Annotated in this window: 19 protein-coding genes; 13 read left to right on the top strand and 6 right to left on the bottom strand. The window is 62.5% G+C overall.

What is annotated here, in order from left to right; genetic code table 11:
• The first annotated feature begins 111 nt into the window (after positions 1–111).
• The 3 genes from ASD73_RS10270 (at position 112) to sciP (ending at position 4,414) form a co-directional block, all read left to right on the top strand.
• Positions 112–3,114, top strand: a complete 3,003-nt coding sequence (locus ASD73_RS10270) for a TonB-dependent receptor plug domain-containing protein (RefSeq protein ID WP_056372019.1) — start codon at positions 112–114, stop codon at positions 3,112–3,114.
• Between the two features lie 279 nt (positions 3,115–3,393).
• Positions 3,394–3,882 (top strand): MaoC family dehydratase, encoded by a 489-nt coding sequence (locus tag ASD73_RS10275; protein ID WP_056372021.1) that lies wholly within the window; start codon positions 3,394–3,396, stop codon positions 3,880–3,882.
• Positions 3,883–4,132: 250 nt separating this feature from the next.
• Complete coding sequence (gene sciP / locus ASD73_RS10280) at positions 4,133–4,414, top strand: CtrA inhibitor SciP (RefSeq protein ID WP_082521472.1); 282 nt, start codon at positions 4,133–4,135, stop codon at positions 4,412–4,414.
• 200 nt (positions 4,415–4,614) lie between these two features.
• Here sciP and ASD73_RS10285 read toward each other — a convergent pair whose 3' ends face one another.
• The 3 genes from ASD73_RS10285 to ASD73_RS10295 form a co-directional block, all read right to left on the bottom strand.
• A complete protein-coding gene (locus ASD73_RS10285) occupies positions 4,615–4,971 on the bottom strand; it encodes a hypothetical protein (protein WP_056372025.1) in 357 nt (118 codons plus the stop codon).
• Positions 4,972–5,001: 30 nt separating this feature from the next.
• Positions 5,002–5,550 carry a hypothetical protein gene (locus ASD73_RS10290; protein ID WP_056372027.1) on the bottom strand — a complete coding sequence of 183 codons (549 nt, stop codon included), beginning with the start codon at positions 5,548–5,550 and terminating at the stop codon, positions 5,002–5,004.
• Between the two features lie 151 nt (positions 5,551–5,701).
• On the bottom strand, positions 5,702–6,436 hold the full coding sequence (locus ASD73_RS10295) for an AraC family transcriptional regulator (protein ID WP_235534307.1): 735 nt from the start codon (positions 6,434–6,436) through the stop codon (positions 5,702–5,704).
• A gap of 126 nt (positions 6,437–6,562) precedes the next feature.
• On the opposite strand from ASD73_RS10295, the gene ASD73_RS10300 reads away from it, so the two are divergent.
• Positions 6,563–7,795 carry an MFS transporter gene (locus ASD73_RS10300; protein WP_235534309.1) on the top strand — a complete coding sequence of 411 codons (1,233 nt, stop codon included), beginning with the start codon at positions 6,563–6,565 and terminating at the stop codon, positions 7,793–7,795.
• A 201-nt stretch (positions 7,796–7,996) separates the two neighbouring features.
• On the opposite strand, the gene ASD73_RS10305 is transcribed toward ASD73_RS10300, so the two are convergent.
• Complete coding sequence (locus ASD73_RS10305; protein ID WP_162248143.1) at positions 7,997–11,512, bottom strand: CHAT domain-containing tetratricopeptide repeat protein; 3,516 nt, start codon at positions 11,510–11,512, stop codon at positions 7,997–7,999.
• 349 nt (positions 11,513–11,861) lie between these two features.
• Between ASD73_RS10305 and ASD73_RS10310 the strand changes: the two genes are divergently transcribed.
• From ASD73_RS10310 to ASD73_RS10330, 5 genes are all read left to right on the top strand, one after another.
• Complete coding sequence (locus tag ASD73_RS10310; protein WP_162248144.1) at positions 11,862–12,986, top strand: zinc-ribbon domain-containing protein; 1,125 nt, start codon at positions 11,862–11,864, stop codon at positions 12,984–12,986.
• A 441-nt stretch (positions 12,987–13,427) separates the two neighbouring features.
• Positions 13,428–14,351 (top strand): DUF4189 domain-containing protein, encoded by a 924-nt coding sequence (locus ASD73_RS10315; protein ID WP_056372035.1) that lies wholly within the window; start codon positions 13,428–13,430, stop codon positions 14,349–14,351.
• A gap of 57 nt (positions 14,352–14,408) precedes the next feature.
• Positions 14,409–14,870 carry a hypothetical protein gene (locus ASD73_RS10320; protein WP_056372037.1) on the top strand — a complete coding sequence of 154 codons (462 nt, stop codon included), beginning with the start codon at positions 14,409–14,411 and terminating at the stop codon, positions 14,868–14,870.
• A 463-nt stretch (positions 14,871–15,333) separates the two neighbouring features.
• A complete protein-coding gene (locus tag ASD73_RS10325) occupies positions 15,334–16,623 on the top strand; it encodes a hypothetical protein (RefSeq protein ID WP_056372039.1) in 1,290 nt (429 codons plus the stop codon).
• Between the two features lie 26 nt (positions 16,624–16,649).
• Positions 16,650–17,000 (top strand): hypothetical protein, encoded by a 351-nt coding sequence (locus ASD73_RS10330; RefSeq protein WP_156407322.1) that lies wholly within the window; start codon positions 16,650–16,652, stop codon positions 16,998–17,000.
• A 376-nt stretch (positions 17,001–17,376) separates the two neighbouring features.
• On the opposite strand, the gene ASD73_RS10335 is transcribed toward ASD73_RS10330, so the two are convergent.
• Both ASD73_RS10335 and ASD73_RS10340 read right to left on the bottom strand, forming a co-directional pair.
• On the bottom strand, positions 17,377–19,416 hold the full coding sequence (locus ASD73_RS10335) for an AsmA family protein (RefSeq protein ID WP_082521475.1): 2,040 nt from the start codon (positions 19,414–19,416) through the stop codon (positions 17,377–17,379).
• Positions 19,417–19,668: 252 nt separating this feature from the next.
• Positions 19,669–20,052: a baeRF12 domain-containing protein gene (locus tag ASD73_RS10340; protein WP_056372043.1), complete on the bottom strand. Its 384-nt coding sequence runs from the start codon at positions 20,050–20,052 to the stop codon at positions 19,669–19,671.
• A 462-nt stretch (positions 20,053–20,514) separates the two neighbouring features.
• Here ASD73_RS10340 and ASD73_RS10345 point away from each other — a divergent pair, with 462 nt between their 5' ends.
• The 4 genes from ASD73_RS10345 to ASD73_RS10355 all read left to right on the top strand — a co-directional run bounded on the left by ASD73_RS10345 (position 20,515) and on the right by ASD73_RS10355 (position 21,975).
• Positions 20,515–20,721: a cold-shock protein gene (locus ASD73_RS10345; protein WP_056376019.1), complete on the top strand. Its 207-nt coding sequence runs from the start codon at positions 20,515–20,517 to the stop codon at positions 20,719–20,721.
• Between the two features lie 123 nt (positions 20,722–20,844).
• Positions 20,845–20,988 (top strand): hypothetical protein, encoded by a 144-nt coding sequence (locus ASD73_RS22760; RefSeq protein WP_156377353.1) that lies wholly within the window; start codon positions 20,845–20,847, stop codon positions 20,986–20,988.
• A gap of 18 nt (positions 20,989–21,006) precedes the next feature.
• The gene (locus tag ASD73_RS10350) at positions 21,007–21,189 is read left to right on the top strand and encodes a hypothetical protein (protein WP_056372047.1); all 183 of its coding nucleotides are present in this window, start codon (positions 21,007–21,009) and stop codon (positions 21,187–21,189) included.
• 198 nt (positions 21,190–21,387) lie between these two features.
• Complete coding sequence (locus tag ASD73_RS10355; protein ID WP_056372049.1) at positions 21,388–21,975, top strand: DUF1989 domain-containing protein; 588 nt, start codon at positions 21,388–21,390, stop codon at positions 21,973–21,975.
• The last annotated feature ends 96 nt before the right edge of the window (positions 21,976–22,071 follow it).

The raw sequence follows: 22,071 nt of genomic DNA on the forward strand, positions 1-22,071 counted from the left end.
CGCCGAATGGTCAGGTGGGACAATAGGGCGAGCCAAGTTGGCGCACCGAATGCGGGGCACGCATCGGGCGACATATGGTTCGGCCCTCGGGCAAAAAAGGGGACTGCTGATATGCGTGATTTTGAACCAATTCGTCGACCGCTGAGCCGCAAAGGCCGTTTCGGCGCGGCGATGACCGTACTGGCGCTGGTCCAGGGTGCGCCGGCGCTGGCGCAGGAGGCGACCGCCCCTGCTGACAGCGTCGAAGCGGCGGCCGGCGACCAGATCATCGTCACCGGATCGCGCGTCGCGCGCGACGGCTTCCAGGCGCCGACCCCGCTGGTCGTGCTGACGCAGAAGGACATCCAGAACACCTCGCCGTCGAACAACATCGCCGACTTCGTCAATCAGCTTCCGCAGCTCGCCGGCTCGACCAAACCGGGCAACTCGCGCCTGAACATTTCCAACGGTTCGGCGGGCATCAACGCGCTCAACCTGCGCAACCTGGGCGAAGGCCGCGTGCTGGTCCTCGTCGACGGCCGCCGTTCGGTCGGTTCGACGATCTTCGGCTGGGTCGACATCAACACGATCCCGCAGGCGCTGGTCGACCGCGTCGAGGTGGTCACCGGCGGCGCCTCGTCGGCCTATGGTTCGGATGCCGTCACCGGCGTCGTTAACTTCGTCCTCAACAAGAAGATGGAGGGGCTGCGCATCACGGGCGACATCGGCCTCACCGACAAGGGCGACGGCTTCAACTATTCGGGCAGCGTCGCGGGCGGCATGTCGTTCGCCGACGGCCGCGGCCATGCCATCTTCAACGCCGAGATCGCGCATCAGGACGGCATCTACGAAATCGATCCGAACGACCGGCCGTGGAACCACCGCGGCTATCTGTCCTTTGCCAACCCGGCCTATGTCGCGGGGAACGGCCTGCCCCAATTCATTACCTTCCAGCGTGACGCCGGCCAGACGAACCAGGCGCCGGGGGGCTTCATCACCGGTTCGGTGGGCACCACCAACAATACGCTCCGCGGCCGCTATTTCGGCGTGAATGGCCAGGTCATTCCGTTCAATTATGGCTCATTCAACTCGCCGGTCCTCGGTGGCAGTGCCGCGGTGACACGCACGGTCGGGGGCGATTGGCGGGTCAATGACTCGGGCCGGCGCATCGGCCTCAACCCCAAGGATGATCGCTGGGGCGCCTTTGGCCGCCTGAGCTACGAAGTCGCTGACGGCGTCGAAATCTTTGCCGAGGGTTCGTACAATCGGCAGGAAGTCTTCTTCAACGCCGGTCCCAACCTCGGCTCGGCGACGCTCGATACGCGCGGCTGCACAGCCACCCCGGTCCCCATCACCTGCAATGCCTTCGCGCTGCAAACACTGGGTGCCGCGGCGCTCACGGGTGTCGACAACTTCAGCATCACGACCACCGCGGCCGACCTGCCGTTCCGCGGCATCAACAACAACCGCGAGGTCCAGCGCTATGTCATTGGAGCCGAGGGCGAGTTCGACGCGTTCGGCAAGGCGGCACGCTGGGACGTGTATGGCCAGTACGGCAGGTCCGACCTGCGCGAACAGCTCCGCAACATCATGCATGTCGCGCGCATGGCGGCAGCGACGAACGCGGCCTTCGCACCTGCCGGCAACGCGGGCGGCTATGCGGTCGGCTCGATCCAGTGCCTGATCAACGTCGACGCCGTCACCACGAACAATGATCCGAACTGCGTGCCGCTCAATCGCCTTGGTCTTGGCGTCGCCAATCCAGCGGCGATCGATTATGTGCTCGGCGATCCCTATCGCAAGCAGGTGCTCGAGCAATATGTCACCGGCGCCAACCTGTCGCTGACGCCCTTCGCGACCTGGGCGGGCGACGTCAGCATCGCGATCGGCGGCGAATATCGTGAGGAGAAGATCCGCGGCACCGTGCCCGAGGAATTCCAGCCGGTCATCAATCCCAACGGCACGACGTCGAACCGCTGGTCGGTCGGCAATTATCTGCCGTTCAAGGGCAGCTATAATGTGAAGGAAGCCTATCTCGAAACCGTGGTCCCGCTGGGCCTTGGCCTCGAGTTCAACGGCGCGGTGCGCGCAACCGATTATTCGAACTCGGGCTATGTCACCACCTGGAAACTCGGCGCGACCTGGGCACCGATCGAGGATATCCGTTTCCGCGTGACGCGGTCGCGCGACATTCGTGCGCCGAACCTGAACGAGCTGTTTCAGGCGGGTACCGCGAACAGCGATTCGGTACGCAACCCCGCCTTCACACCGGATCTTGCGAACGGCCCGCAGTTCTTCCCCTATTCGGGTCTGACGACGGGCAACCCGGATCTGCAGCCGGAAAAAGCGGATTCATGGAATATCGGCGCGGTGGTCACGCCGCGCTTCCTGCCCGGCTTCACCGCATCGGTCGATTATTTCCGCATCGACCTGGAAGGCGCGATCGATTCGCTCACCGCACAGGAGACGATCAATCGCTGTTTTGAAGGGCGGCAGGAATATTGCGACGCGATCACCGACGATCCGATCCGCTCGACGCCCACTATCCCGTACAAGCTGATCCGTACCCAGCCCTTCAACTTCGTCAGCAAGCTGGTACGCGGCATCGATTTCGACGCCGCCTATCGCCTGCCGGTTGGCGGTGAAAGCGCCATCACGCTGAAAGGCACGGCGACGCGCTACATCGACAACATCTCGGATACCGGCATCGCCGGGGTCACACCGATCAACACGGTCGGTGCCGTTGGCACGCAAGCCAGCACTCCGAAGTGGATCTTCCGCACCAGCGTCAATTTCGAGACGCCGACCTTCTCGGGCACGGTCGTCGGCCGGGGCGTCAGTTCGGGCAAATATCTGGCCAACGCGATCGAATGCACGACCGGGTGCCCGACCTCAACCAGCCAGTTCCCGACCTATGACAACAACCACGTCAAGGGCACCTTCTACGTCGACCTCAACCTGACGCAGAAGGTCAGCGTCAAGAGCGGATCGGAGGCGGAATTCTTCTTCAACGTCACCAACCTGTTCGACGCCGATCCGTTGCTGCTGCCCGAAACCGGCTTGGCCGCGGCCAGCACCTATTCGGACCTGCTGGGCCGGTCCTTCCGCATAGGCGTCCGCTTCAAGACAAGGTAACGCGGGACGAACGAAAGAAGAAGGGGAGGGCACCGGTTGCCCTCCCTTTTTTGTTGGCCGGTCCAGGGTGTCGTTCGGCGACCACCCCATCTCGTCCATTTCGCGGATCAACCGGCAACCGGCAACCGGTGCTTCGTCCCTGGTTGTAAAAAGGCAAACGTGACGCGGCTCCGGGCCTGTACGATTGAGGCGGGCCCCAGCATGGACTATAGGCGGCCGCGAAACTCTCACGGCCGGTGTCCCACTGCGGGCCCCCGCGCCGGGAACAACGGAGCCCCCATGTCGAAATCGCTTTTTCTGGATGATTTGCAGCTCGGCCAGCAATGGCATGGCGGCCCGATCGAGATGACCGAAGCGGAGATCATCCGCTTCGCAAGCGAATATGACCCCCAGCCGATGCACATCGACACCGCAGCGGCCGCGAGCGGGCGCTTTGGCGGCATTATCGCCAGCGGCTGGCACGTCGCCTCGGTCGTGATGCGCGATTTTGTCGAAGCCGCCCCGTTCGGGAGCACGCCGCTTCTTGGCCTCAAAATCGACGATCTTGCGTGGCGCGTACCCGTGCGGCCCGGCGATGTGCTTCGCATCACGCGCGAGGTCGTCGACATCTCGCGTTCCAGAAGCAAGCCGGACCGAGGCGTGCTGACCATGCGAATGACCGTTACCAATCAGGAGGGCGCGGTCGTGATGGCGTTCACCAACCTCATCCAGATGCCAACCCGGCCCGACATCGATAGCCAGGCTCCTTTAGCCGCAACCGGCCGATAGCTGCCTGTCGGCGAGCGGCGACACTGAGGCAGTTCGAGCCTGCGCGATACCGCCGAGGATGGTCGCGGCAGGAGGCGGATCAATATAATCCCGACAAGCACGACAAGCACAACAAGGCCGTGTCCGCCGCAGCGGCGACGAACGGTTCACCGCATCGTGCGCCTTCTGGCAAGTTTTTGTTAACCCCCTTCCTGCAGATGTCGGGCGGGGGGCACAAAGCGGCGCAGGCCGCGCGAATGGAGAGTTCGCAGTGCTCGAATATGAAACAAGGCCGGCATCGGTCATGGGGCCGCTGGGCCGGCTCACTCTCGACGATCTGCCGTCCTCGTCCACGGCGCACTGGGTCAGCCGCCGCAAGGCCGAAGTGCTGGCCGCGATCGATGGCGGATTGCTCAGCCAGAGCGAGGCCTGTGCGCGATACCGGCTGAGCGTCGAGGAACTTGCCGCCTGGCGGCGGTCGATCGATCGCGCGGGCATCCCCGGCCTTCGAATCACCAGAATTCAGGAATATCGTAATCGGTTGGACAGATGATCAATCGATGCCGGGCGTCCCCACACGCACGGCAACGGCAGGGSGGCGCGAGCAGACTGGTCCCTCTCGCGCCGCCCTTTCCAAATGCTTTGCTTCGCCGCCTCTGGGCGCTGATGGAAGGCGTCGACATCGCCCGCGGTGGCCGATAGCCGATCCTTTTTTGGGCGCCACGCTGGGCGAGGCCAGCGATTAGTCACCGATCATATCGGCGAATGCTGGTGAAACACCAGCTTCCAACCATCGGGGCGCCGCACATAGGCTGAGCTGACGAGCGCCGCATAGGGTTCGCCATCGGCGCGCGTCACATCTGCCCGGTAGCTGATGATCGCAAAATCTTCGTCGTTATCCAGAAGCTGACGATCCCCCATCGTCAGGTCACGCCAACGGTTGGCGTTGGTCGCCGTCGCCGCGACCTCTTTGCGCGAATGGACGCCGTGCATTTCTCCCGCCTGCGGAAAGGCAAGCAGGCACTGGCGGTCGACATGCTTCAGGAAATGATCTTTGCCGTCGAGCCAGAATCCTTGCTCGATGTCATAAAGCTCCCTTTCGAGCGCCATCTCATTCTCCCTTGAAGCACGCGCGCGGGATCAACCGCCCTTCTTCTGCGCCCGCGCCGCCCTGACGCCCGCAAGAAACTGCTTTTCATTGACCTTCATCGCCAATCCTCTCGCCGACAGGAAGAATGCGGTGCGCGGCATGGTGATATTGCCTTCGCTGGTCGCCAGCACCGCGCCCTGAGGCGCCATCGCCGTAACCTTGCCGAGTACCGCGGCGCCGTCGGCGCTCCGAACTTCGGCGCCCGGCTTCAAGGCTCCGTCGACCGCCGCCGCATCGGCCTCGGCCTGCCTCAGCACGGCGAGGATCTTCTCCTTCGGGGCTTTCAACGCCGGGCCCTTCGCGCTCTTCACAAAGGCATTCTTCGGAACCACCAGCCCGTTGCCGTCAATCGACACGGCCACCCTGTCTCCTGACACTTTGGCGATCTGGCCAACTTCTTCGCCATTCTGGTCATAGACCTTGGCACCCACGACAAACGAAGCGGCAGGCGCTGGCTCCTGCGCCTGCGCGGCGGGGCCAGCGAGCGGTATCGTGCTCGCGAGGAAAAGCGCTGCGATCGGGCCGAAGGATTTGTGCATGAAGCGCTCCTGTCGAACAAATATGCCCGCCCGTGCCGCATCGCACGACCGCGTGCCAAATGCGATGTTGCCCGGCCGTGCAACGGACGCGGCGAGCCGACGTCCTCACCGATCGGCGAAGACATATCCGGCACCCCCGATCACGCATATATCAAGGCAACCGGTAGCGGCTCGGCGGAACACCGAGCACGCGCTTGAACATCGCAGAAAAATTGCCCGGCCCGTCGTAACCGAGATCATAGGCAATCGACGTCACCGGCTCCCCCGCCGCCAATTTCGGAAGGGCAACCAACAGACAGGCCTGCTGACGCCATTCGGCAAAGCTCATCGCCGTCTCGCGCCGAAAGAGCCGGGTGAAGCTGCGGCGGTTGATTCCCATGGCATCCGCCCATTCATCGATCGTCGCAGCCGCGTTCGGCCGCTCGAGGAAGGCGTGGCATCGCCTTGCGAGCCCGGGATGCGACGGGAAGGGAACCGCCAGCGGGATCGGCGGCGCGGCATCGATTTCCGCCATCAGCAGACGCATGACCAGCCCGTCGCGGCCGGCCACATCATATTCGGGCGTCACGTGCGCGGCGGCGGACAGCAGGTGGCGAAGCAATGGCGACACGCCGACGACCTGGCACTGGAATCCCCGCCCGGGACATTCGCCGGGTTCGACAAGGACGCTTCGGGTCTGCACCGCCCCCACCATGCGAACCGAATGCGGCGTACCACCGGGGATCCAGACCGCACGTTCGGGCGGCGCCACCCATGCGCCCGAAGGCGTGCTGACCGCCATCACACCGCGCGCCGCATAGAGGAACTGGCTGCGACGGTGCCGGTGCTCGGCCAACTCGAACGAGTCCGGATAATCGTGACCGATCGCGATGACGGGCCGGGCCACATGATCATTCTCGTCGGGATAAAAGTGCATCATGTCCCACTCGCAGAAATGATTGGCTCATACAAGCAAGCTGGAACGAAGCGTCCTTGCTAGAGGCCCGCTTCCTGAAAATCGAAAGACCCGATCGTGACCGATACCGCCGCCCGCCTTCCCGCCTCGCCCGATATGCTCTCCCCAGTGGCGCCGCGTCAGGATGGACCGAAGCTCGTCGTGCAGATCGTCGGCGCCGTCGCCTTCGCGCACCTTCTGAACGACCTGATCCAGGCCGTGCTTCCGGCTATTTACCCGATGCTCAAGGAGAAATATCATCTGAGCTTCGGCCAGATCGGCTGGATCGCGCTCGTCTATCAGGTCACCGCCTCGCTGCTGCAGCCATGGGTCGGTCTCTATACCGACAAGCGCCCCCTGCCCTATCTGCTGCCGCTCGGCATGATCGTCACGCTCGCCGGCGTCGGCGGGCTTGCGATGGCGGGAAGCTATCCGGCGCTGATCTTCGCGTCCGCCGTCATCGGCATCGGATCGGCGACCTTCCACCCCGAAGCCTCCCGCGTCGCGCGGATGGCATCGGGCGGCCGCTTCGGAACCGCCCAGTCGGCGTTCCAGGTCGGCGGCAATACGGGCTCGGCGCTGGGCCCCATCGTCGCGTCGGCGATCATTCTGCCGTTCGGACAGACCGCGGTCGGCTGGCTCGCCTTCGTCGCCGTCGCGGCGATCTGGGTCCTCTTCGGCGTCACGCGCTGGAGAGTGCGGCACAGCCGGGCGCAAGCCAGTGCTCCCGCCGCCGCCCGTGCTTCGCCGCACAGCCGCCGCGAAATCGTTCGCGCGCTTTCGGCAATCGGCATCCTCATGTTCGCGAAATTCATCTACATCGGCGCCTTCACCAACTATTTCACCTTCTACCTCATCGAACGGTTCGAGCTGACAGCGCGCGAATCCCAATTCTATCTCTTCTGCTTCCTCGCCGCGATCGCGGCCGGAACCTTCGCCGGCGGACCGGTCGGCGATCGCATTGGCCGCAAAGCCGTGATCTGGGCGTCCTTTCTCGGCGTCGCGCCCTTCGCGATGATCCTGCCGCACGCCAATCTTTTCTGGACGGCGATCTTGGCCATCTCGATCGGCCTGATCATGTCATCGGCGTTCGCCGCGCTCGTCGTATACGCGCAGGAGCTCGTCCCGGGCCGCGTCGGGCTGGTGTCGGGATTGATGTTCGGTCTGATGTTCGGGATCAGCGGGATCGGCGCGGCAGGACTCGGCCAGTTGGCCGACCTCTATGGCATCGTCTGGGTGTATAAGTTCTGCGCATATCTGCCCCTTTTGGGCCTCGCGACAATCCTCCTCCCGCGCTCCGACGCGCATTAGCGGATCATCGGGGACAGACCCATCGACACGTGGCCGGGCGATGGGGAGCTGCGCCGGGCTGACGTCGATACCGGAATTTCCATGTTTTCAGCCAAATCTGGAAGATTCGACTGGCTGGGCGGCAGGAGCCATCTCTGGCAAGTGACGAAAAAACCGCCTGTTTTGGACCAGCCTGAGCTCCAAAGCGATCGCTCGACGCACCTATTCGTCACGGTTTGATATATTGGTGAACGCCGCCCAGGCCCCGGGATGGGCCCATGCCGGGCGCCATCCGGGAACGACGCTTCCGTCGGCGCGCATTCCGGCCCGTACTGCCTTCATCCCGATCTGCAGCGCCTGCGCGCGCGTCATCGTTGGATCCGCCCGCCGCGCCATGAGCGTCTCGACCGTCAGCGCCGCAGTGGCATCGTCCGATACGCGCCAATGGCTGGCGAGAAGCGCATCCGCGCCGGCGTAAAGAAAGCCGCGGGCAAGAGCTGACAGGCTGTCGCTGCCGCCCGAATTGCTCGCCGATGCCGTGTTGCACGCCGAAAGGATGACCCAGTCCGCTGCAAGATCGAGCTGTGCCGCTTCGGTCGCGGTCAGCAATCCATCGTCGAGGTCGCTCGGCTTCGCGGGAGGCGTCATGACGAGGCCGGGCTCGCCCGGCCCGAGCTGCGGATCGGGAAGCAAACCGTGCGTCGCGATCGCGATCACGCGGCTGCTCGCCAGTGAGGGATCCTGTCGCAACGCCGCTTCGGTCGCGCCGCGATCAAGCGTCAGGCTCTTGTCCGGCGCGCCGAACAGCTTGGCCATCGCCGTAAGCTCGACCTTAGTGCCGGGCAGTGGTGCAAGCTTGCGAAGCGCATCGGGGTCGGCGAGCGGCGAGCCCGCGTCGGATACCGCGTCGAAAACCCCGACCCCCGTGGCCGCGCGCGCGCCGGTATCGCCGCCGAGCAGGACCGGAGCGCCATAGCCTCGAAAGCTCTCGATGCCCGCCCTGGCGCGTGGGTCACGCGCGAGCGTTAGGGATGCGACCGACGGCAGGCTGGTGAAGGCGTAACGGTCGGCGAGCCATTGCGCGCGGGCCAGCACGTCGGGGTCAGCCATGTCCGCGCCTGCCGGAAGCGCTGATGTGGACAGCAGCGCAAGCGGGAGATCGCCGAGCTTGCCCGAACTCGTGACATAGAGGCGCGTTGTGCCCTTTAGCAGCGGCTCGACCGGCTCGATCAGGGCCTGATACAGCGCGTGCGACGTATCGAGATCGAAGCGGCGCTGACCTTCCTGCTCCTTTTCGGTAGCCGGCAGCGTGTCGAGTTCGGCCTTTCGGGCATCGGTGCAGGTTGCATAATCGACGTCGCACCGCAGGTCCGAAATCTGCTTGAGGATAACGTTGATCCCGCTACCCGGACGGCTCCAGCCGACCGCGGTCGGGGTAACCACGAACAAATGGAAAGTGTTCGCCGCTTCGGTCATCAGCAGCAGCGCTTCGCCTGGACGCAGCGCCTTCTGCGTTTCGGCGAGGCTGATCGGGCGCGGCGAGACCAGCTCTCGATAGGCGGGATATTTGCGGTCGATCAGCGCGCCGACGTCCGCAAGCTGCGCCTGCACGGCGTCGAGTTCGCTACGAAGCCGTATGACTTCGACCGGCTTGCGATCGCTGAGCGCGCGGAGCAGATTCTTGTCGAGCATGTTCGCCCGTACCGCGAGATCCTGTTCCTGGCGCACCGCTTCCGCCATTTGCGGCGTCTTGGCGGCGGCACGCGCGGCAGTTTGCAGCACCGCGCGCCCCGACGCCGAGCTGATCGCGTCCTGTGCGGCGAGGAAGGCACGATTCTGGATCGCCGACTGTCCCGCCGCGTCCGGCGTATCGCTCATCAGCGCAAAGGCCGAATTCATATAGGTGGTATAGATGCTGCGACCGGGATCGGCTTGCTGCCGGTCGAGCGCCGACAGCGTGACCGCATTCGCACCCGCGGCGGCCTGCTCGTTCAGGCGCCGCGCGATCGCGATCGCCTTGGCCGCCGCCTGCTCCGCCTCGACCGCTCGCCCCTGCCGCCCGAGGCTGGAAGCGAGACGGCTATAGGCGTGCGCCGTGTCGATGTGCGATTCGCCGACCGTGCGAAGCAGGATCGCGAGCGACTGGCGATAGTAGGGCTCGGCAGCCTTGTCGCCCTGGCCGCCATCACCGCGAACCAACGCGTCCCCGACATTGTTATGGGCGATTGCCGTCAAGGGATGATTCTCGCCGAGCAGACGGCGCCGGATATCGAGCGCCTTGGCCGTCATTTCGGCTTCTTCCTTGTGGCGGCCGAGCGCGCCGAGCGTTGAGCCGAGGCTGGTATAGGCCCACGCCGTTTCGGGGTTGTCGTCGCCGAACTTGGCGCGGAAAATGCCGAGGGCGCGCCGCATCATCGGCTCGGCCTGATCGTCGCGGCCGTTATCGCTTGTGTTGAACGCCAGATTGAGGAGCGTCGTCGCATAGGAAGGATGTTCGGCGCCGGTGATCCGTTCCTGAATGTCGAGGGCGCGCCGATACATGGGCTCGGCCTCGATATAGCGGCCCTGCTGGTTCAGGATATGCGCGACATTGGCGTAGAGGGTCGCCGTACGCGGGCTGGTCTCGCCAAGCGATGCACGTGTGATGTCGAGCGCCTTGCGAAACATCGGCTCGATCGCGCTTGGCGGCTGGCCCTGGTTTTCCATGTTGATCGCGAGGTTGTTATAGGCCTCGCCGGTCAGCGGATGCTCTTCGCCGAGCCGCGTGCGCCGGATGTCGAGCGCCTTCCGATAGGCGATGCGGGCTTCCTTAAAGCGGGCTTCCGACATTAAGACATAACCGACCGCGGTATAGCCCAGCGCCGCCTGCGGGCTATCGTCGCCCTTGCTAGTCCGCCACAGGTCGAGCGCCTTGTTGGCGGCAGCGCCGGCGTCTGAATAGCGGCCCATGTCGCCGAAATTCACCGCGCTGTTGTAATAGCGGAGCGCGATGTCGGCGGTGGTCGTCTCCGGAAGGGTCTCGTCGATAAGGCGTGCCTTCTCAAGCATCGGTTCCGCCTCGCCATAGCGGCCAAGGCTACGCATCACATCGCCCAGATTACCATAGGCGGTGGCGGTCTCCCTGTGCTTTTCGCCATGCACTTCGAGACTGGTGGCGAGCGCCTTGCGAAACAGCGTCTCAGCTTCCTTCATCTCGCCAAGGTCGGAGAGAATCCGGGCGAGGTTGGCCGTCGCGATGATCGTCTTTGCGTCCTTCTCCCCGCGCTGCGCGATCCGCTTTGCCAGGATCGCACGGCGCAGCGGCAGCGCCTCGCCCGGACGCCCTTGCTTGATGTAGTTGGCCGAGAGGAACATGTAGGCAGTCAGCGTCTCGTCATCCTCTTCGCCAAGCTGCGCGCGGTTGATGTCGAGCAGGCGCTTCCAGAGAGGCTCGGCCTCCTTGAACCGATTCTGCGATTCGAGACTACCGGCCAGCAGCCGGTAACCGAGGCTCGTGAGCAGCCCGTCGGCGCCATAACGTTTCGCCGCTTCCTCGATCCAGCGGCGATAGATGCGTTCGGCCTCGACGGGTTTGTCCGCGCGCTCGAAGTCCATGCCCTTGTTGATAAGGTCCAGCATCTTCTGCTGGTCGTCGTTGAGCTCGCTTCCGGGCGCTTCCTGGGCAATCGCGGCGGGCATGGTCGCCCACAGCGGCGCCGCGACGATCGCGGCGAGGAAGCTCAATCGGCGGTGGGACATTCTCGATCCTTTTCGGCGGTGGAGTTGCGAGGGCGAATCCGCACCCCTTTCTCGAAGGCGTCCGTAACGGATCGAATACGCAAAGATTGTGATCGGGCTCACCATTTCATCGGCCGCTAGCATGATGTTAAAGCATCGAAAACCGCGGAGATAGCGGTCAGCTACGTGCGCGCAGATAGTCTGGCGACGCTTTTTCCTCAAAAAATGCGGTGCCGTAACAGATAGGCATCTATCATACGAATTTCGTTGATTATTCGCTCAATGTGCGGTCGATCACATCGACCATGCACAATCGCTCGCTAAGCGGAGCGACGAAATGTGTTTCAACGAATCGAAGGACGAAAGGCAAATGGCGAAATTTTGCTCCGAATGCGGATCGCCGCTGTCCCCCGATGCGCGTTTCTGCGCGGCATGCGGCGCGGCGGTTTCCGGCGCAGAAGCTGTCACCGACCCCGTCGCTTCGTCGCCGATCGTTTCGGCGCCCTTGCCGGTCATAGACGTTGAGACTGAGGGCGCTTCACCCGCACCGCGCCAGACCGGACTGCTTCTCGGCGGCGCCACGCTGCTGGCCGTCGCGATCGGCAGCGGGGCCTGGCTCGGCCTCTCGAGCTCGGCGGACAAGCCCGGCATCGTCGAAAACACAAAGGCAGGAGAAGACCGCCCCGCGGCGGAGACGGCTGCGCTCTATGCCGTCGCCGAGGCCAATTTGCGCGACCGCGCGTCGCTTCAGGGATCGAAGGTCGTCGGATCGCTGAAGCGCGGCGAAAAAGTAAGCGGCACGCTCGTCATCGACGAGCACGGCAAGCAGTGGCTCAAGATCGCCGGCGGCTTCGTCAGCCTCGCCAACCTCGCGACAGCCACTCCCCCCGTGCTGGCAAGCCTCGATGGCAGCGACCGCATCGCGACCGCGCAATGCACTGTATTCGAAACCGCCGCGGCAGCCGCAGCTTCCAAGACGGTCATAAAGCCCGGCGCGGCGGTTCGGCTGGTCGGCGTAACCGCCGATGGTTTCACCGAGGTCGGGCTGCCCGGCGGCGGCGTTGGCTATACGCCTGCGGCGTCGGCCTGTGTGACCGAACCGTCCCCGGCGAAAGGTGCGGTGGCCAATTCGCTCATCCAGTTCGACGCGCGGACCTGCGAGCTCGGCCCCGAGCTCGAGCCCTATTTCGAAAAGGCCCGCAAGGCACGCGACGGGCAAAGTATGGAAGAGACCGGGGAAGAATATGACTTCCCGGTCGACAAGAAATTTCGCGGCCTGCGCGTGACCGCCGTGATTGTCGGCTATGAATGGCAGGGCGTGGCGTTCGGCGATCCGGCAAGCAAGGTCCAAGCCGCTTTCCGGCAGATGGGTTTCAAGATCGACAAGAACGGGGACTTTGCCGTTGACGACGATGTCGCAGTCGCGACGACGATCCGCCCCACCGATGCCAGTGCCCGATCGCGCGGCCAAAGCGAGCTGATCTGCGGAGTCTGATTGTCACCGGTTGAGGAAACGGCCCATGCGCATATTATCACCGTCCCGCTGCGCCGCACCCCCTCACAATCATTGTGGAGACGCAAGCTTATACTGAATTTTCCATGTGGCGCTGGTTTGTCGCGGGTAGAGACCGCCCGAACGGCGATGAGCAGTGTGCAGATCTTGAACCTTTGCCGGCGGGTCAGCGTCGTTTCGGTATTTTGTCGCGCGCCAACTCGGCGCGCATCTCGGCCGCATAAGTTCACTCGATGGGTATTTCGCTGCCGGCGACCAGCTCTGCGATGAGGGCCGAAAGTTTCTCGCTACGGCGCCATCACGATCCCCGCCCTATCCGTCCGTCCGTCCCTAATCCTGTATCGGGACGGTGTGATCGCAAACACTTTTCGCGCAGGAAGTTTAGGTTATCGTGAACCATATCAACCGCCTAGGATGACTTGTATGATGCGCAACTTCAATATGCACATGATCGGGAAAATGCTCCTGATCGCGTTGGCCTGTTGCCTTTGGCCGGCGTCGGTGCACGCGCAGCACTATCCGTGCAACGGTCCAGGACCGGGCGAACGGCTGGTCGGAATGGCCCCCGGCGGCCCCGGCGTCGCTCCTACGCCACTGTGCGAGCGCGTCGATAGTGGCGGCACACCCGCGCCGGCGCCGATGTCCGGCAACAGCTATGCAGCCATCGCCTGGCATGTCGACGCCGCCGATGTCTGGGTCGATGGCAATTACGTCGGCGCCAATAATGTTGCCGAGCAAGGCGCGCTCGATGCGTGCAACAGGGTAATGGGCGGGGGCTGCACATCGGCCGGCACATGGTGGAATTCGTCGATAGTGATCATCCGCGACCGAAGCGGATATTTCTATAAAGGTTGGGCCGGCGAGGGCGGAGCCGAACGCGATCAGGTGATGGCGGACTGTTCGTCAAAGCAGCTGCTGCCGTGCGAGGTTTTTGCGACCATTCGCGCCAGCACAAACCGGCGCTTCCCCGGCCCCGCGGTCCGTAAATCTTTCGCGGCGTCGGCTTGGGTCGTCGGGGGCGCCGACGACGGATATAATGCCAGGCTCTATGTCGCGAGTGGCCACCGCAGCGCCGATGCCGCGACCGCGGCGGCGATCAAGGCGTGCAGTGATGCAACCTTGCGTCCGTGCGAAACCAACGCGCTGTCCGGAAACGGGTATATCCAGGCCTATCGCATCAGTGGCAGCGACGACGGCGCGACGGCCGAAACCACGGCCAAGCGTGCGCAGGCGGCGGCGCGGGCGAACTGCAAGAAGCGGGCGGGCACGGCCTGCGAACTTCAGGCGATGTTTGACAGCCGGAAGCCGGGGCTGTTCGTGCACGATTTCGCTGGCCAGGTGCGCTAGCGCCGCCGCGCGCCCGGCGCGGCGGCGCATCGATGACGAAGACAGCGGAGTTGCTCTATGATTTGGAAACTCGCATCCCTCGCCGCCATCGCATTGGCTGGCTTGACCGATACGTCAGGACGGATCCCGGAATCTGAGTCGGCCAGAGCACCTGACCGCATTTCCTATGCCGGCACCGGGAACGGCTGGACCGGCGGACGGACCGAATGGTGGATCGATCGTTCAGGGCGCGGCGCTTACCGGACAACCATTCGCGTCGAGGCGGGCGGCACGTTCAATGCCGGACCGGAGGGCTTCGAACGCATTCGCGTGATATTGCAGCCGCTCGAGGACATGCGCGAATTACCTTGCGACGGGGCGGTCACAGATCAGGGAACGGGCGCGCTCAACTGGCGGGCCAGCGACCGTGAAACTTCGCTGCGCTTCGATTTCGGTTGCAACTTTCGTCATCCCGACGCGGCCCGGATGCGCCTGAGACAAGCAAGTGAGCTCGTGCAGCAGTGGGCGACTGCGAAGTGATCGAAGGAATCGTTTTAGGGCCACCCGACGAGGCGCTTCGCGCGATCGGCGCCGATGCCAGGCAGCGAGGCATGATCTGGCCGATTGCGGATTATCCGCTTTCATCGCCACAACCTCCAGAGCGGCCATCCCCTCGACAGCAATCTGCCCCGCCAAACCGGGATGACCAGAGCTGACAGCCTAAGCGGGCAATCGCATGCCCGCGTATGAATATCGATCTGTGGTCATATCTGAACGGCCGCCAGTCGGAGAGTTGGCGATGATCTTGAGCCTGTTCCGCTTCATTCCGTCCGACGCTGCCAAAATCAGGCACTTTCCGGGATTGCTCTCAAACAGAAGCCATCGAACACCGGCGCTTGCAGCGCTGCAAGATTGCCTCATAATATCAATCTCAAAACGAGGCCCGCACTCCCCTGATTTACGCCGCAAGCTCTGCCAGACGCTCTGACGACGGACCATATCCATGTTGATGCAAAGCAAATGCTCTCCAACCCCGCCGAAGGCCCGATTCAACCCGCGCCGCTTCCTTTTTCTGGCGGCGCTGTGGATGACGATAGGAGCATTTGTCGGCTTTATCGTCGCCGGCGCGAACGGGGTTGCGCCCGATTCATGGATACCGTTCGTGGTGATCGGATTCATCGCCGCAAGCTTCCTGTTCACCGGCGTGTTCGTGACGAGCATATCGCGCAATCTGAAACCGATGCTGGAGTCCGCACAGAGCGGCATCGCGAACCGGATTCTCGAATCGGCCGAGGGCGGAATTTCACCTGGCAGGCGCGTGTTGGCGCGCGTCGGCAAGCTTGAAGAGGCAGGGCTGACGGTTTCGAACTTCAATCATATGTTCATTTTCACGCTGACGGTGTTTCCGGAACATGACGCCCCCTACGAAACGGTAATCCGCCAGTTTATCACTATGGGAGAGCTTCCCAATTTCTACACCGGACGCTTTGTCGTGTTTGTCGAGGATCCGGAGAGCCCCGGCTATGGGCTCATCGACAAAGACCCGCCCGAGGAATGGCAGCAGAAAGCCGCCGAACCGCCCCCGGCCTACAAGACGCAGAAGGCCGAGATGTCATATCCCGATAAAGGCACGGGGTTTTTCGGCGGCGAACTCAGTCTGTCCGCCGGAATGTCGCCGTTGCGGTTAACCGCCAACTTGATCGCGACTTTGGTCTTCCTTGTGCTTGGTTTTTTGGCTCCTTTCGCCCTCGTGACGGGCGGGATCGAGACGGTGGCAACATTCGCGCAGGATTTGCCGAAAACGCTCACCGGGCGCGACGAAGGAAATTTCGATAAGGAGAAGCTCCGCAAGGCATATGATCGTGCAATAGCCTATGCTGGCAACCGGCAAATCTATCGCATGAATATCTATAAGGACTATGTGAAGCTGACGATCGAAAATCCGTCCCAGGAAAATGCCTATGACGACATCACCATGCGCGGTGCAGTCGTGGATTCCCGGCCGGACGGGACCAGTTCTACAATCAAGCCCGAAGAAACCTTCCGCGTTTCCGACACGAATTTCGCGGCTCTCGAACATGCGCTGGGCGATGCGCTGATGCACGGCGACAAAAATCAGCTTTCCTATATCGGGTTCCGCAATCGATCGGCAATTTCGACGATAAGGATTGATGGCACATCCGGCATCACGATAGACGAGAGGAAATTCCTTGTTCTCACAGTTGGGTTTAACGGCGATTATGGATCGATCTCCCGAACATATGATGTCGCGACCGGACAGTTTTTGAATTAAATCCGACAGTCATTATGCCCTTGAAGATGCGCATGCGCGTCAGCATCGATCGTCATGTTGATGCCTCTGATACCGATGCCGACGGCATGCATGACTGGCACTATGAGTATGACGTCTATCGGTTCTCACAAGGCTGGAGAAGCTTCGTCGCTCGGGCGTATACGGAGGAACCGGAGAAAGCGGCATTCTTGTCGCGCGAAGTGAAGGTTTTTGGCTTTTACCGACATCGACTTCTCGGCTCCGCGGACCTCACATCATCGCTATTCGTAGCCGCGGTGGCGCATTTGCGCGCTCTCGGCGTGACCTCGTTCGATCGATTGACCAACACCGGCTATGTGTCGATTGAAGATACAGATTTGGGCGGTGCGACCGAATAGCTGCGGGGTCTTCGCCGGTCCAAGCTTTCAAGAATGACCCGGCCGCCGAGACGGTGGAGGCTGAATGACGATATCGGGCAGAGTTGGCAGGAGGCCCAGCGACAAGCTCTCAATGTAGGCGTTGTAGCTAAGCCAATCTAACGGGAGGTCCGCTTTCCGGTATTCGCGCCCAGAAGGGCCTATCCGCAAAACACTCCGTTGCGGACATTCCAGCTATATCGATCGCGCCAGCTTGCCCTACCGCTGGATCTGGCGGTCTGGAGACGGGTCGCTTCTGGCGGCGAATTACGAAAAGCAGACCTTGGACCACGCGTCAAAGCTGGCGATGGCGACGTCGCAGGACTGCGCTAGAAGCCGGATGCAGTTTGAAGCGGACTCAAAAGATTCCGAGGAATTTCTTGCGTTGCTTCTTCTTTCCCTCCGCCGTCTGTTTGCCATCCTCGCCTTTCGCCGTCGTGCCCTTGCCAACATCGTCGCGCGCGTCGCCCCTGGTCGTCCGCTGGGCGCTGGCGCGGGCACCCGCGAGGACCGGGCCGCACTGCGCCGATTTCGCGTCGCCCGGATCGACAAAGGGAATGATCAGTGCCACCGGGGTTGCGACGATCGCCAGCCCGAGGCCGGCACCGGCCCTGCCGAGCAACTGGTCACTGATCGGGTCGATCCGGGGCGCTGCGAAATAGCCGCCGACTGCAACCGGCGACTGTCCCGAAAACAAGCTGAATTTTTTGCCATCGGCGCGCACTGCCATATCGATCGCTTCAGTCCGGAAGGAAAAGCCGCCGCGACCGACGACGACATTTTTCCTGGTGTCGATCAGGATCGGATCCGCTGCGCCGACGCCGTTCCGCACGGTGAAGGCGATCACCCCGCAATTGATCTCGACCGGCTTCTTCAGCTTGTCCTCGAACAATTTCTGCACAAAAGTGCCGACATCGAGTTCGGCGAGCTGGATATTGCGCGTCCAGAAACTGCCTTGCGGCAGGACAAAGGCGATCCGCCCGTTCGAACTCGCCAGCGACTGGCGCAGGCTGTCACCATGGCCGACCATCTGGATCCGCCCGCTGACCGTGCCGGTCGTTCCCGATTCCTCGACGCCAAACCGAGCGAGCAAAGTCCCTAGCCGCGTCGGCGACAGACGGATGTCATAAGCGGTGCGCACGACGGCAGGTCGCGAATCGATCGAAATATCGCTCGCCACCTTGCCGCCCCCGAGCACGAAGGTCAGCGGCTTCATTTCCATCAGCCCGCGCTTCAGCGACAGCGTAAGATCGACGTTGCTTACCGGGAAACTTTTCGCCCGCACCTGCGCGACCTTGTATCGCAAATCCGCGTCGAAGCGCTTGAGCGCATCGGCGCGCAGCGGTGAATCGGGCAGCACGCGTGGGCGACCGCCAACGGTCTTGATCGCCCCGCCCGTCCCCATCTTGTCGAGCCGGTCGACCTCGTATCCGATGAACGGTCCGGCATCGATGATATTGAGCGAGCGCGTCGTGAGGTCGGCCTTCAGATACACCCGCCCTTTGGGCTGGCTGACCGAGAGCGCACCCGCGAGGTCGCTGTCGCCGAAAACTCCCTTGATGCCGGTAAGCTTCCAGACCTTGTCCTCATAGGTCAGCGCCGACGTGACGCGGTACCGGCGCGTATCCGGGATCGCGACGCCCAGGAAATCGAACAACCGCGACAAATTACCTCCGCGCGCCTGCAGCGTGAGATCGGCACCTTCGAGTTCGGTCGGTCCGGGGAGCGTGCCGGCGACGTCCAGCGTGTTGCCGAGACCAATCGCATGGAGCGTCAGCTTGTTTTTGCCGCCCGCGATGGTTTCGTTCGGCGAAGCCAGTCCACCGGTCATCGTGAAGGGCTGCGCGTGCATGGTCCCGCGCCCCGAGAAACGGATCGTGTCATCGATCCGGCTTTCTGTCGCCTTTACCGTATCGAAGTCGATGTCGGCGAACAGCCGCAGCCGGGGGTCGCGATAGGTGAGCCCGCTTTTCGTCAATGCCGCGCGCTGGACCTGCGGCAGTTCGAGCGGCTCTGGCGGCTGGTTCGGGTCGCCGAAGGTCCAGCTGTTATGCTTGTTGTCGCTGTCCCATTCGAGCGCGACGTGCGCGCGATCGAGATCGGCGAAGCGGAGGATGCGGTCGCCGAAGATCAGCGGCAAGGTCGCGACCCGCGTGTCCACCTTCTTTGCCGTAAAGAACTGCTTCGCCTGCGCCCACTCGGGGTTCGCGATACTGATGTCCTCGGCGTATAATTTGACATTGAACGGAGCCAAATAGAGCTGGAAATCGCCCCCGATGTCGACCTGGCGTTCGAGCTGTGACGTCGCGAACCGCTCGAACGGTCCCTTGAGAAAGCGGCCCTTGGTGATGAACAGGATCAGCCAGATCGCGAATAGGGTCAGGATAATGATGACCATCGTGCGGATTGCGATCCGCACCGGCTTTGGACGTCGTGAAAGCCACGCGGGTGTCCAGGTCGTCCGCGCCCAACGCCTGGGGCGTTCGGCCCAATGAGAGGTGGCGGGACTGGCCGCCAGGGCCGTCCGACCGGAGCGCTTGTCCATAGACCACCAATCCGCCCCACGCCATAACGTTCCTTCCGGCGCCCGCCATCGCACGACGTGCCGCCCAATCATGCGGACGGATGGCGCAATACTCCTTTCAGGAGGCTAGGCGTTGGCGATCGATTTCAAAATGTCGTCGGTCGACTGGCTGGTGAGCGTCTTTGCGATCTCGCCGACCAGAACGGCACTCAAGGCCTTGTGATAGAGCTTGCGCATCTCGCCGAGCGTGCTGGGATCGGCGATCACAAGAAGCGACTTGATCTTGTTCGACAGCACTGCGGTGTTGAGCGCGGCTGCGACAGACGCGGCATGACCAGCTTCTTCGTTCTGGCGCGGGGTGTCACCCTGCCCGGCATTATGTGCAGCTTCATCGCTCGTTGGCAGGTCGACGGTGTTCAGGCTCGGCTCCTGTTCGGTGCCGCTGTTCCGAAACAGCTGAAACTGGGTGCCGTCGGCGACGGCGACATGAGAGCCGGTGGGAAGTTGCATTGAAATCTCCAGGGGAATGAGCGCGGTTGGTGCGCCGGGGGCCTCAGGATACGCGGGAGGACCCTTGGAGTTGCTTGCCGCTGCGGATGCGACGGAAAGTTTCTGTGAAAATCAGCCACCTACCGGATCAATTTTTCTCCGCAAAATCCACTTCGATCAAGCAGAAATACCCATGTAAAATTTCAAAAATAGATCGTAATTATTCGGGATATTTGGAAATATATTATCATCACGCGAATCTATTTCGGACCAAAATAACCAGTTTAATTTCAATTTGACTTATAAGCGATTTAGATATTTGAATAATATTCTTGACGATTTCGATGCCTCATGCGATACGGTCATTGCTAACGTCGCCTGCGACGGAATTTTTACGCTACCGCGCTGATCTTCCCTTCTCACGCTTCCAGCCTCGCCTGCGCTTTTGCCGGCGGGTTTTGTTTTCGTGAAAGGAAACATCTCATGCCGATCGGCACCGTAAAATTTTTCAACTCGGACAAGGGTTATGGCTTCATTGCGAATGAAGATGGCTCGGGCGACAGCTTCGTTCATGCCACCGCGGTCGAACGCGCAGGCATGTCGTCGCTCAACAAAGACCAGCGCCTGACCTATGAACTTGAAACCGGCCGCGACGGAAAGATTTCCGCCGTAAACCTCGCGTCGGCCTGACCGACCCAGGGTCGGCGGCGCAACGACCGGACCATCGGTTCCAGCTCAGGCGGGGAACCAACTTGGCCCGGTCGCGCACCGCCGACCCGACGACGATGTCGTCCCAACATAAAGAATTCACCGATGTTACAAATCGCACTTCATGCCGCCGCACCGTCGGCGCTCGACATCACGCCCCATCCGGGCGGGAGCAATTCGAACGGACGCCCTTTGCCGACCCTGTCGCGCGAAGAACTCCGTCGCCTCATCGCCGAGATGATCGACTAAACATTCAGGAGAATGCCCATGTCCGCCGCTAGCGACTTTTATCTGAGCCAGGCCGAGAGCTGCATGGCGACAGCCGATGCGACGGGACTGGTACAAGTCCGCGACCAGAGTTTGCGCGCGGCATCCGCATGGCAGGGTATGGCCGACCGCGTCATTCGTATGGAAGACGCTCGCGCCGAAAAGGCACGCGCCGCTTCCTGAACCGCTGCCGTATAGCCGACCCGGCCCCGCCAGCGCGGCTTCCGGACTCGCGGTCCTGAATAATCGGCGCGCCGTCCTATGCGGGCGGGTGATCGAGATCTGCCCGTATTTTGCTTTGCCAATCGCAGCCTTCGGGGCTGCCATCCGTATTGCAGATGACACATCCACGCCCGGGATTTCTATCAAGGATTCAGACCAATGGCTCAAGTTATCGCGCCGCGTAGCGGCACGGCGTTTGCGCTGCGCCAAGGCGAAATCTTGCGGGTGATCGATCCGGAAGGTGGTCAGGTGAGCGACTTGCTCGCCTTCATGCAGGCCGACGTCCGCGAAGCCCTCTCGAACGGCCGGACGTTCGACTATGAGGAGACGATCCAGCTCACGACCGGAAACCGGCTCTGGTCGAACCGATCAAACCCGATGCTCGAGATCGTTGAGGATAACGTCGGCACGCATGATTTTCTGCTAACGCCGTGCAGCGAGGCGACCTTCCGCCATTTCTACGCCGACAAGCCGGTACACCGCGGCTGCTTCGGCAATCTCGCCGAGGCGCTCGCCCCTTTCGGGATTGGCGAAGACGCGATACCCGTCGCCTTCAACATCTTCATGAACGTCCCGGTCGATGCGGCGGGAAAGCTCAAGGTTCTGCCCCCACCCACCGCGCCGGGGGATTTTATCCGGCTACGCGCGCTGGGAGATCTGGTGATCGGCCTGACAGCCTGCTCGGCGTATGACAGCTGCGGCGGCAGCTTCAAGCCGATCCATTATGAGATCGAGCGACAGACCTGACCGCGGCCCCGCCGCCGAGCCGGGCGATTTCTCGCCCGATCCCGCTGGATGCGCCGCTGATGGAGGCAAGCTTGCAATCCGCCGCCGAAAATCCGG

This window comes from Sphingopyxis sp. Root154, from assembly GCF_001427105.1.
In the GTDB taxonomy this organism is placed as follows: Bacteria; Pseudomonadota; Alphaproteobacteria; order Sphingomonadales; family Sphingomonadaceae; genus Sphingopyxis.

What these genes read in the sequence shown, in the direction of transcription:
- ASD73_RS10325 (WP_056372039.1), top strand. Translation starts at nt 15,334, where the DNA reads ATGTTGATGCAAAGCAAATGCTCTCCAACCCCGCCGAAGGCCCGATTC.
- ASD73_RS10335 (WP_082521475.1), bottom strand. Translation starts at nt 19,416, where the DNA reads ATGGTCATCATTATCCTGACCCTATTCGCGATCTGGCTGATCCTGTTC.
- ASD73_RS10320 (WP_056372037.1), top strand. Translation starts at nt 14,409, where the DNA reads ATGATTTGGAAACTCGCATCCCTCGCCGCCATCGCATTGGCTGGCTTG.
- ASD73_RS10290 (WP_056372027.1), bottom strand. Translation starts at nt 5,550, where the DNA reads ATGCACAAATCCTTCGGCCCGATCGCAGCGCTTTTCCTCGCGAGCACG.
- ASD73_RS10305 (WP_162248143.1), bottom strand. Translation starts at nt 11,512, where the DNA reads ATGTCCCACCGCCGATTGAGCTTCCTCGCCGCGATCGTCGCGGCGCCG.
- ASD73_RS22760 (WP_156377353.1), top strand. Translation starts at nt 20,845, where the DNA reads ATGTTACAAATCGCACTTCATGCCGCCGCACCGTCGGCGCTCGACATC.
- ASD73_RS10285 (WP_056372025.1), bottom strand. Translation starts at nt 4,971, where the DNA reads ATGGCGCTCGAAAGGGAGCTTTATGACATCGAGCAAGGATTCTGGCTC.
- ASD73_RS10345 (WP_056376019.1), top strand. Translation starts at nt 20,515, where the DNA reads ATGCCGATCGGCACCGTAAAATTTTTCAACTCGGACAAGGGTTATGGC.
- ASD73_RS10350 (WP_056372047.1), top strand. Translation starts at nt 21,007, where the DNA reads ATGTCCGCCGCTAGCGACTTTTATCTGAGCCAGGCCGAGAGCTGCATG.
- ASD73_RS10355 (WP_056372049.1), top strand. Translation starts at nt 21,388, where the DNA reads ATGGCTCAAGTTATCGCGCCGCGTAGCGGCACGGCGTTTGCGCTGCGC.
- ASD73_RS10340 (WP_056372043.1), bottom strand. Translation starts at nt 20,052, where the DNA reads ATGCAACTTCCCACCGGCTCTCATGTCGCCGTCGCCGACGGCACCCAG.
- ASD73_RS10275 (WP_056372021.1), top strand. Translation starts at nt 3,394, where the DNA reads ATGTCGAAATCGCTTTTTCTGGATGATTTGCAGCTCGGCCAGCAATGG.
- ASD73_RS10310 (WP_162248144.1), top strand. Translation starts at nt 11,862, where the DNA reads ATGGCGAAATTTTGCTCCGAATGCGGATCGCCGCTGTCCCCCGATGCG.
- ASD73_RS10315 (WP_056372035.1), top strand. Translation starts at nt 13,428, where the DNA reads ATGATGCGCAACTTCAATATGCACATGATCGGGAAAATGCTCCTGATC.
- ASD73_RS10330 (WP_156407322.1), top strand. Translation starts at nt 16,650, where the DNA reads ATGCGCATGCGCGTCAGCATCGATCGTCATGTTGATGCCTCTGATACC.
- ASD73_RS10270 (WP_056372019.1), top strand. Translation starts at nt 112, where the DNA reads ATGCGTGATTTTGAACCAATTCGTCGACCGCTGAGCCGCAAAGGCCGT.